Raw genomic sequence first — 10,486 nt, 5'->3', positions numbered from 1 at the left:
AGGTTGTACCGTTCATCAAAAACTTTGAAATGTTCACGGATTGTTTCCGTTTTCGTTTGCCGCTATGTAGGCAACCCGGCGAGTTGATCGTCTTTCCAGAAAACACCATTGCTAGAGAGACATTTTTAATGCTCGACCCGAAATTCGTTCGCCGCGGCCTTTTCCTCGTCTTCATGATCCTGTTCCTCGACATCATCGGGATCGCGATCATCATGCCGGTGCTGCCGACCTTCCTGCGCGAACTGACCGGCGACGACATGAGTGCGGCGGCTGTCGATGGCGGCTGGCTGCTGCTGATCTATTCCGGCATGCAGTTTCTGTTCGCACCGCTGCTCGGCAACCTCTCGGACCGTTACGGCCGCCGGCCGATCCTGCTCGCCTCGGTGCTGACTTTCGCGCTCGACAACCTGATCTGCGCGGCTGCCACCAGTTTCTGGATGCTGTTCGTCGGCCGTGTGCTTGCCGGTATTTCCGGCGGCAGTTTCGCCACTTGCTCCGCCTATATCGCCGACATCAGTAGTGACGAAAACCGCGCCAAGAATTTCGGGCTTATCGGGATCGCCTTCGGCGTCGGTTTCACGGTCGGGCCGGTGATCGGCGGCCTGCTCGGTGAACTCGGTCCGCGCGTGCCTTTCCTCGGAGCCGGGCTTCTGTCGCTCGCCAATTTCGTCGCGTCCTGGTTTCTGCTGCCGGAAACGCTCGACAGGGCGAACCGCCGCAAGTTCGAGCTGAAACGCGCCAGTCCGTTCGGCGCGCTGCGTCAGATGCGCCACTATCCGGGGATCGGCTGGGTCATGCTGGTGATGTTCCTCTACTGGTTGGCGCATGCGGTCTATCCGTCGGTCTGGTCCTTCGTGTCGGCCTATCGCTACGGCTGGAGCGAGGGGCAGATCGGCCTGTCGCTGGGCCTCTTCGGCATCTGCGCGGCTGTCGTCATGGGTTTCATCCTGCCGAAACTGGTGCCGGTGCTCGGCGAATGGAGGACGGCGGTGCTCGGGCTTTGCTTCTCCTGCCTTGGCCTCACCGGCTATGCCTTCGCCTGGGAGGGGTGGATGGTCTATGCCATCATCCTTGTGACCACGATCGAGAACGTCGCCGATCCGGCGCTCCGAAGCATCGCTTCGGCCAAGGTACCGCCATCCGCTCAAGGCGAGCTGCAGGGCGCGATGACGAGCCTCACGAGCCTGACGACGATCATCGGTCCGTTGATCTTCACGCAGCTGTTCAGCGCGTTTACGGGCGGGCATGCGAAAGTGGAGTTTGCGGGTGCGCCCTACATGATGGCGGCGATCTTTCTGGCTGGTGCGACTGTGGTGTTTTTGAGCCGGATTTCACGAAAAACGCCCGTCGTTCCGGCCGAGAACGAATTCACTCATCAGATTTCTTGAACCGACGTCCAAAAATTCTGCTGAATCACCTGTAAGTGTTGCCGCACGGATGATGCTCCTCTATAGGCTGCATCATCCGCCGCTCGCCAGTTTCTGGAAGCGGCTTTTTTCGTCTGCGGAGGAGTGTCATGTCGAGCCTTTCCCCCACCATGGCCGTGGCGGTGACGGACAATTCCTGGTCCGCGCATATGCGCGCGACCTTTGCGCTCGGTGTGCCGCTGGTCGGCGCCCAGCTTGCGCAGATGGCGATCAATACGACCGACGTCATCCTGGTCGGCTGGCTCGGGACGACCGAGCTCGCCTCCGTGGTGCTCGCCACCCAGATGTTTTTCCTGGTCTTCATCTTCGGTACCGGCTTTACCAGCGCCGTGGTGCCGATGGTGGCACAGGCGCTCGGGCATGGCGATACCCGCTCGGTGCGCCGTTCGGTGCGCATGGGCTTGTGGATCGCGCTTGCCTTCGGGGTGCTGACGGCGCCGCTGCTCTGGTTTTCCGAACCCATCCTTCTGGCGCTCGGGCAGCAGCCGGATGTCGCGGCGAACGCGCAGAGCTACCTGCGCATCGCCCAATGGGGCATTTTCCCGGCACTCGGCCTGATGGCGCTTCGAAGCTTCGTCACCGGGCTCGAGAAAGGCGGCATCGTGCTCTACGTCACGATCGCGATGTTCTTCATCAATGCCGGTCTCGCCTATCTGCTGATCTTCGGCCATTTCGGCGCGCCGAACATGGGGCTGCACGGGGCTGCGATCGCTTCCGTCGCTGCCAACCTGTTCGGTTTCGTGGCCGCCCTCCTTTATGTGGAAAGCCAGCCGAAGATGCGTGCCTACGAGATCTTCGTGCGTTTCTGGCGGCCGGACTGGAGCATGGTGCGCGAGATCGTCGTCCTCGGCCTGCCGATCAGCTTCACCATTCTGGCGGAGACCAGCCTGTTTTCGGCCGCTTCCCTGCTGATGGGCGTCATAGGCAAGTTGGAACTCGCTGCCCACGGCATCGCGCTGCAGCTCGCGGCGATCGCCTTCATGATCCCGCTCGGCCTGTCGCAGGTGGCGACGGTGCGCGTCGGGCTCGCCAACGGCCGCGGCGATTTGCTCGGCGTCAAGCGTGCCGCCATCGCTGTGCTGGTGGTCAGCGTGCTCTTCACGACGATCGGCAGCGTGCTCTATGCGACGATCCCGCGCTTCTTCGGCAATCTCTTCCTGGATATACGCAAGGAGGATGCCGCGACCGTGCTGGAATTGGCGGTGCCGCTGATCGTGATCGCCGGGGCTTTCCAGCTGGTCGACGGGTTGCAGGTGGTCGGTGCCAGCCTGTTGCGTGGCCTGAAAGACACCAGGGTGCCGATGGTGCTGGCACTGATCGCCTATTGGCCGATCGGCTTTTCCTGCGCCTGGGTGTTCGCCTTCCCGCTCGGTTTTCGCGGCGAGGGGGTCTGGTTCGGCTTCGTGACGGGGCTTGCGGCGGCGGCCGCTCTGCTTTGCGGCCGGTTCTGGCTGCTGGTGAACCGCCGGACGATGGCGGCCCGCTGAGGGCCTGCTCGTCCGGCGTGGCGACGCTCAGGCGGGCAGAAGTTCGCGGAACGTGACCGGCGCATAGAAGCCGACATTCGCCTCGACGCCGAGTTCGCGGCTGAGGGCCTGACGGTCGATGCCCGCTTCCCTGTCCGACCTTGCGACGGCGGCGATGATCGGCTGGAGAACGTGTTCGCCCTCGAACTGGATGATGGTGATCAGGCTGAGAAGGCCGGCGGCCGCCTGCTGTTCCAATATCATGTCGTCGACAAAGCCCGGCTGCTCGCGCATCACCCGGTGGGTGCGCTCGAGAAGCGCCATGAATTGCGGGCGTGCCTCTTCCGGCACCGAGAACCTGTTGACGCGGACCACGCGTCCGTTGCGTATTTCGCTCATATGAAAAACCCCTGTTCGTTTCTGAACAGGGGCGTTTATGGGACCTCAACCAATGTTGAGGTCAATAGGCGTCTGCGGATTTTTTAGAGCGCCGGAAATTAGCGTTCCGCAAGGGCAGGCTCGCCCTTCTTCTCTCGCACCATGTTGATGAAACGGCGGAAGAGATAGTGGCTGTCCTGCGGGCCTGGCGAGGCTTCCGGGTGATGCTGGACGGAGAAGACCTGCTTGCCGGTGACGCGCAGGCCGCAATTGCTGCCGTCGAAGAGCGAAATGTGAGTCTCCTCAACCCCTTGCGGCAGAGACTTCGAATCGACCGCGAAGCCGTGGTTCATCGAGACGATCTCCACCTTGCCGGTGGTGTGGTCCTTGACCGGATGGTTGGCGCCGTGATGGCCCTGGTGCATCTTCTCGGTTTTTGCGCCGAGAGCGAGACCGAGCATCTGGTGGCCGAGGCAGATGCCGAAGGTCGGGATGTCGGTCTTGATGACGTTCCTGATGACCGGCACGGCATATTCGCCGGTGGCGGCCGGGTCGCCCGGGCCGTTCGACAGGAAGATACCGTCCGGCTTCAGCGCCAGGATGTCTTCGGCCGAGGTCTGGGCGGGCACGACGGTCACCTTGCAGTCGAGGCCGGCAAAGAGGCGCAGGATGTTGCGCTTGACGCCGTAGTCGATGCAGACGATGTGATATTTCGCATCCTCGGGCTTCAGTTCGCCGTAGCCCTCGTTCCAGACCCAGGGCTTCTGGTCCCATTGCGAGGACTGGCCGGAGGTTGCCTCCTTTGCGAGGTCGAGGCCTTCGAGGCCGCTCCAGGCGCGGGCTTCGGCCTTCAGCGCCTCGATGTCGAAGACGCCGTTCGGGTCATGGGCGATGACGGCGTTCGGGGCGCCGTTCTGGCGGATCCAGGCGGTCAGCGCGCGCGTGTCGATGCCGGAGAGGCCGATGATGCCGCGGGCCTTCAGCCAGCCGTCGAGATCCTTGGCGGCGCGGTAGTTGGAGGGTTCGGTGATGTCGGCCTTGAAGATCGTGCCGACCGCGCCGCGGCGGGCTGCCGGCGTCAGGTCCTCGACGTCTTCCTCGTTGGTGCCGATATTGCCGATATGCGGGAAAGTGAAGGTGACGATCTGGCCGAGATAGGAGGGGTCGGTCAGGATTTCCTGGTAGCCGGTCAGCGCGGTGTTGAACACCACTTCGGCCGGCACCTTGCCGGTGGCGCCGATCCCGGTTCCTTCGATCACGGTGCCGTCGGCCAGAACGAGCAATGCGGTGGGTTTCTTGGTGGTCCAGGGAGCGGTCGCGGTCATATCCATCCTTCTGCCTCACCGGTCCCGTCCCTTGAAGAGACAGGCTGTGGGGGCCATTTATGGTCGTGAGAGACGGGCGCGCGGAAATCCCGGCGCAAGCCCAAACCTCTAAATCTCGTGCAGGTGCCGGAAAATAGACAAAGCGGGCGAGGTGGTCAATCTCGCAGCCCAAGAATTCCATGGAGATTATAGACCTTGGAATTCAACGGTTTGGGTGATTTGATTTGATCGACCCCGAACCGTCGTCTATGACAACGGTGTGAATGCCAAGGAAAAGCCACAATTCACCCTGCCTGCGCCAGAGCTTTTCCCAAGGAGAAAAAACGATGTTGCGCGACAAGCTTTCCGATGCGCTGAAGGAATCCATGAAGGCCAAGGACGCCCGCCGGCTTTCGACCGTCCGGCTGATCCAGACTGCGATCAAGGATCGAGATATTGCCAATCGCGGTCTCGGCAAGGACCCGGTCAGCGATGACGACATCCTGCAGATCCTGCAGAAGATGGTGAAGCAGCGCGAGGAATCGGCGAAGATCTACCAGGATGCCGGGCGCACCGAACTTGCGAAGCAGGAGCGCGAGGAAATAGACGTCATCAAGGGGTTCATGCCCGAGCAGCTCTCGGATGAGAAGGTGCAGGACCTGATCAAGGCGGCGATCGCCGAGTCCGGCGCGCAGGGCCTGCGCGACATGGGCAAGGTCATGGCGGTGCTAAAGGAAAAGCATCCGGGCCAGATGGATTTCGCCAAGGCTTCCGGCGTGGTGAAAGAGCTTTTGAAATAAGCTGCCTTTTGTGAGGCGGCGCATAAGCGAAAGGCGGGAACCCGATGATCGGATTCCCGCCTTTTTGCTCTTCTGATATCGCGGGCCGAAATTAGTCAGGCCTGTGAATAGCGGGAAGCATTTCCCTTGGCGGTGGCGTTCCTGAAGGTCTGCGCTTATATGGAAGCTGGCCCCAAGAGGTAGAAATGCGCTTTTCCAACAGTTTTCTCGACGAGATCCGCGACCGCGTGCCGATATCGGCCGTCGTCGGCCGTCGAGTGACGTGGGATCGCAAGAAGACCAACGTGTCGCGTGGCGACTACTGGGCCTGCTGCCCCTTCCATGGCGAGAAGAGCCCGAGCTTCCATTGCGAGGACCGCAAGGGCCGCTACCACTGCTTCGGCTGCGGTGTTTCGGGCGACCATTTCCGGTTCCTGACCGATCTCGAAGGGCAGAGTTTTCCCGAAGCGGTGCAGACGGTCGCAGACATGGCCGGCATCGCCATGCCGCAGCCGGACCCGCAGGCCGAGAAGCGCGAGAAGGAACGCACGACGCTGCTCGACGTCATGGAACTGGCGACGCAGTTCTTCCAGGACCAGCTCCAGAGCGCCGTGGGTGCCAAGGCGCGCGCTTACCTGCGCGACCGCGGGCTGACCGGCCGCACGATCGAGACCTTCCGTCTCGGTTACGCGCCGGAAAGCCGCAATGCGCTGAAGGAACATCTCGCCGGCAAAGGCGTGCCCAAGGACCAGATCGAGGCCTGCGGCCTCGTCGTGCACGGGGAGGGGATCGCGGTCTCCTACGACCGTTTTCGCGATCGCATCATGTTTCCAATCCTGTCGTCGCGGGAAAAGGTGATCGCGTTTGGCGGCCGCGCCATGGCGCCGGACGCGCCGGCCAAATATCTCAACTCCAACGAGACCGAGCTCTTCCACAAAGGGCAGGTGCTCTACAATTTTTCGCGTGCCAGGCGGGCCCAAGGTGTCGGAAAGCCGGGGCAGGGCGAGGGTACGATCATTGCGGTCGAAGGTTACATGGACGTCATTGCGCTGCATCAGGCGGGTGTCGAGAATGCCGTTGCACCGCTTGGGACCGCGCTTACCGAAAACCAGCTCGAGCTGCTCTGGCGGATGACGCCGCAGCCGGTGCTCTGCTTTGACGGCGACGGCGCGGGCCTCAGGGCCGCAAGCCGTGCGGCAGATCTCGCGCTGCCGTTCCTGAAGCCCGGAAGGTCGGTGCGGTTCGCCCTGCTTCCCGATGGCAAGGATCCGGACGATCTCGTCCGTCATGAGGGTCGCGCGCCGTTCGACAAGGTGCTCAACGATGCAAAGCCGCTGGTGGAGATGATCTGGCAGCGCGAGGCGTCGTCGGCAAGTTTCGATACGCCGGAAAAACGCGCCGAACTGGAAGCGCGGCTGAAGCAGATCGTTTCCGTTATCGCCGACGAAAATGTGCGCCGCCACTACCAGCAGGATATCCGAGACCGGCTGAACAGCTTCTTCGCGCCGGCCCCGCGCGGCGGAGGCGACCGGCGCCAGAATTTTCAGCGCGGTTCAGGCGGGGGCAGGCCAGGCCAGGGCGGTCCGCCGCAGGGACCGCGTGCCGCAGGACGGGCTGCCGGGGTTTCGGACCGGCTCGCGCGGTCTGGCCTCGTGCGTGGTTACCGCGACCTGCCGGCGCTTCGGGAAAGCGTGCTGGCGCTCACCATCGTCAACCACCCCCAGCTTCTGCTGGAGGAATATGACGAGATCGCCGCGATCGATTTCGAGAATCGCGACCTGCAGCGTTTCTGGTCGGCCATGCTGCCGGCGGCCGCGACGTCAGGCGCCAATCTTTCGCGCGAATACCTGATGCAACGGCTTGCGGGCGAAGGTTTCGACGTGATGCTGAAGTCCCTGGACCAGCAGGTGCGCAACGCGCGGCTCTGGACTGCGACCGAGATCGCCGCGCTGGAAGATGCGCGCGAAGGCTATCGGCAGGCGCTGTCGCTGCACAAGCGCACCAAGGCGCTCAGGCTCCAGAAGATCGAACTGGAGCGGGAAATCGCCGAAACGACCGAAGCGGGCGATGCGGGTGAGATCGAGCCGCTGCTGCGCGCGCTTTCCGAAGTTCAGCTCGAAATCCTCCGGATGGAAAACCAGGAAGCCATTATCGACGGGTTCGGGGTACTTTCCGGTCGGGTGAAGGGGGCCGCCGTCAGCCACGGCTGAGGGACAGCCGGCTTGGAAACCCGCCCTTGCCGAATGATGGCGCGGCCCTATTGTATCGGCGTTGAGTCGGCTGAGTGGGGAGCTTGATGCAGATTTCGGGAAGTTGTCATTGCGGCAACATAGCCTTCGAGGCGGAGGGCGAGTTTGGCACCGCGATAGAATGCAACTGTTCCTTCTGCCGGCGGAAGGGCGTGCTGCTGGCTTTCGTCCCGCGCGGCCAGTTCCAGCTCGCGACTCCGCGGGAGAACCTTTCCTCCTACCAGTTCAACAAGTATGTGATTACGCACTACTTCTGCGCGAGTTGCGGTGTCGCACCGTTCAGCGAGGCGACGATGCCGAACGGCGCGGAGATGGCCGCGATCAATCTGAGATGCGTGCCGGAAATCGACATTGCCACGCTGACGGTAACCCAGTATGACGGTGCTTCCCGCTAGGGAATATGCCGGACGAAAAGCATAAGCCTTTATGTCTACGCAAACCTTGTCTTTCAGGGCCTACCGCCTACATATCGGTTAAATCTGGTGAGCGTACCCCTATTGGAGCCCCTCAAAGGGCATATTTTCGACTTTTCCTGGGTATGACCTATGGAAATGCTTGACGGGGCGTTAATTTGTGGGAATCACCATTTCAAGGCAAAATAGGCGGAGTGGGTCAATAGCACCGAACATGACCGGTGATCCTCTTGTAGGACGGTCCTGAGTCAAAAACGGCCGCCGAATGGTAATCGGGAATTAAAGGTCATTCCGTTACGTGTTGGACAGTGATTCGCGACTAAGGCGGTCAACCCCGTCTTCAGCCGGTGGCCACGAAGCGCGGCGAAAGTAGCGTTCAGGGAAAGCGACGAAATACATGGCAACAAAAGTCAAAGAAAACGAAGAAGCAGAGAACGAACGCGAAGGCTCGCACGACGGTCCGCTTCTCGACCTTTCTGACGACGCCGTCAAGAAGATGATCAAAGCCGCCAAGAAGCGCGGCTATGTGACCATGGACGAGTTGAATTCGGTCCTGCCGTCGGAGGAAGTCACCTCCGAGCAGATCGAAGATACGATGGCGATGCTGTCGGACATGGGCATCAACGTCGTCGAAGACGAAGAGGCGGAAGAAACCACCGCCAGCGACGATGACGCTGACGGCGACAGCGACGACAATGAGAGCGAAGGCGGCGAAATCGCCACCACCTCCAGCACTGCGCTCGCGACCGCGAAGAAGAAAGAGCCGACCGACCGTACCGACGACCCGGTGCGCATGTATCTGCGCGAAATGGGCTCCGTCGAGCTTCTGTCGCGCGAAGGCGAAATTGCGATCGCCAAGCGCATCGAAGCCGGCCGCGAAACGATGATCGCCGGGCTCTGTGAGAGCCCGCTGACCTTCCAGGCGCTGATCATCTGGCGTGACGAACTGAACGAAGGCACGACCCTGCTTCGCGAGATCATCGATCTCGAGACGACCTATTCCGGTCCCGAAGCCAAGGCTGCGCCGCAGTTCCAGAGCCCGGAAAAGATCGAGGCCGACCGCAAGGCCGCCGAGGAGAAGGAAAAGACCCGCAAGGCTCGCTTCTCCGCTGCCAATGACGACGACATCACCGCTGTCGGCGGCGAAGGCATGAACCTCGAGGAAGAGGAAGAGGACGACGACGAGTCGAGCCTTTCCCTTGCCGCGATGGAAGCCGAGCTGCGTCCGCAGGTCATGGAGACGCTCGACACGATTGCCGACACCTACAAGAAGCTGCGCAAGCTGCAGGACCAGCAGGTCGAGCAGCGTCTGGCGGCAACCGGCACGTTGTCGTCCGCCCAGGAGCGCCGCTACAAGGAGCTCAAGGACGAGCTGATCACGGCGGTGAAGTCGCTGTCGCTCAACCAGAACCGTGTCGATTCTCTGGTCGAGCAGCTCTACGACATCTCCAAGCGCCTGATGCAGAACGAAGGCCGCCTGTTGCGTCTCGCCGAATCCTACGGCGTCAAGCGTGACTCGTTCCTCGAACAGTACCAGGGTGCCGAGCTCGATCCGAACTGGATGAAGTCGATCGCCAACCTGGCCGCCCGCGGCTGGAAAGAGTTCGCGCGCGCCGAGAACACCACGATCCGCGACATCCGCCAGGAGATCCAGAATCTCGCAACGGAAACCGGCATCTCGATCGCCGAATTCCGCCGGATCGTGTCCATGGTGCAGAAGGGCGAGCGCGAAGCGCGTATTGCCAAGAAGGAAATGGTCGAAGCGAACCTTCGCCTCGTCATTTCGATCGCCAAGAAGTACACGAACCGCGGCCTGCAGTTCCTCGACCTCATTCAGGAAGGCAATATCGGCCTGATGAAGGCGGTCGACAAGTTCGAATACCGCCGCGGTTACAAGTTCTCGACCTATGCCACATGGTGGATCCGGCAGGCGATCACCCGTTCGATCGCCGACCAGGCCCGCACGATCCGCATTCCGGTGCACATGATCGAGACGATCAACAAGATCGTCCGCACATCGCGCCAGATGCTGCACGAGATCGGCCGCGAGCCGACCCCGGAAGAACTGGCCGAAAAGCTTGCCATGCCGCTCGAAAAGGTCCGCAAGGTCCTGAAGATCGCCAAGGAGCCGATTTCGCTCGAAACCCCGGTGGGCGACGAAGAGGATTCGCATCTCGGCGATTTCATCGAGGACAAGAACGCGCTTCTGCCCATCGATGCGGCCATCCAGGCGAACCTGCGCGAGACCACGACCCGCGTCCTCGCCTCGCTCACGCCGCGTGAAGAACGCGTGCTGCGCATGCGCTTCGGTATCGGCATGAACACCGACCACACGCTTGAAGAAGTCGGCCAGCAGTTCTCGGTTACCCGCGAACGTATCCGCCAGATCGAAGCGAAGGCGCTGCGCAAGCTGAAGCACCCGAGCCGCAGCCGCAAGCTGCGCAGCTTCCTGGACAGCTGAGCGATTTCA

General features: G+C 61.7%; 8 protein-coding genes. 6 read left to right on the top strand and 2 right to left on the bottom strand.

Going from position 1 to position 10,486, the window contains the following annotated elements:
* The first annotated feature begins 128 nt into the window (after positions 1-128).
* Positions 129-1,388, top strand: a complete 1,260-nt coding sequence (locus tag GQ59_RS00425; RefSeq protein WP_037076204.1) for a TCR/Tet family MFS transporter — start codon at positions 129-131, stop codon at positions 1,386-1,388.
* A 128-nt stretch (positions 1,389-1,516) separates the two neighbouring features.
* A complete protein-coding gene (locus GQ59_RS00420) occupies positions 1,517-2,914 on the top strand; it encodes an MATE family efflux transporter (RefSeq protein WP_051903714.1) in 1,398 nt (465 codons plus the stop codon).
* Positions 2,915-2,941: 27 nt separating this feature from the next.
* On the opposite strand, the gene GQ59_RS00415 is transcribed toward GQ59_RS00420, so the two are convergent.
* Positions 2,942-3,292, bottom strand: a complete 351-nt coding sequence (locus tag GQ59_RS00415) for a hypothetical protein (RefSeq protein ID WP_051903712.1) — start codon at positions 3,290-3,292, stop codon at positions 2,942-2,944.
* Between the two features lie 98 nt (positions 3,293-3,390).
* Entirely contained in the window at positions 3,391-4,596 is a 1,206-nt protein-coding gene (carA, locus tag GQ59_RS00410) for a glutamine-hydrolyzing carbamoyl-phosphate synthase small subunit (RefSeq protein WP_037077980.1), read from the bottom strand.
* Positions 4,597-4,922: 326 nt separating this feature from the next.
* On the opposite strand from carA, the gene GQ59_RS00405 reads away from it, so the two are divergent.
* The 4 genes from GQ59_RS00405 to rpoD all read left to right on the top strand — a co-directional run bounded on the left by GQ59_RS00405 (position 4,923) and on the right by rpoD (position 10,477).
* On the top strand, positions 4,923-5,375 hold the full coding sequence (locus GQ59_RS00405; RefSeq protein ID WP_037076203.1) for a GatB/YqeY domain-containing protein: 453 nt from the start codon (positions 4,923-4,925) through the stop codon (positions 5,373-5,375).
* A 185-nt stretch (positions 5,376-5,560) separates the two neighbouring features.
* A complete protein-coding gene (dnaG, locus tag GQ59_RS00400) occupies positions 5,561-7,564 on the top strand; it encodes a DNA primase (RefSeq protein WP_037076201.1) in 2,004 nt (667 codons plus the stop codon).
* Positions 7,565-7,650: 86 nt separating this feature from the next.
* Positions 7,651-7,998: a GFA family protein gene (locus GQ59_RS00395; RefSeq protein WP_037076199.1), complete on the top strand. Its 348-nt coding sequence runs from the start codon at positions 7,651-7,653 to the stop codon at positions 7,996-7,998.
* A 415-nt stretch (positions 7,999-8,413) separates the two neighbouring features.
* Positions 8,414-10,477 (top strand): RNA polymerase sigma factor RpoD, encoded by a 2,064-nt coding sequence (rpoD, locus tag GQ59_RS00390; protein ID WP_037076197.1) that lies wholly within the window; start codon positions 8,414-8,416, stop codon positions 10,475-10,477.
* Positions 10,478-10,486 lie beyond the last annotated feature (9 nt).

The organism is Neorhizobium vignae, assembly GCF_000732195.1.
Classification (GTDB): Bacteria; Pseudomonadota; Alphaproteobacteria; order Rhizobiales; family Rhizobiaceae; genus Neorhizobium; species Neorhizobium vignae.
The sequence above is the reverse complement of the archived record's forward strand: the minus strand, read 5'-3'. Positions and strand labels throughout refer to the sequence as shown.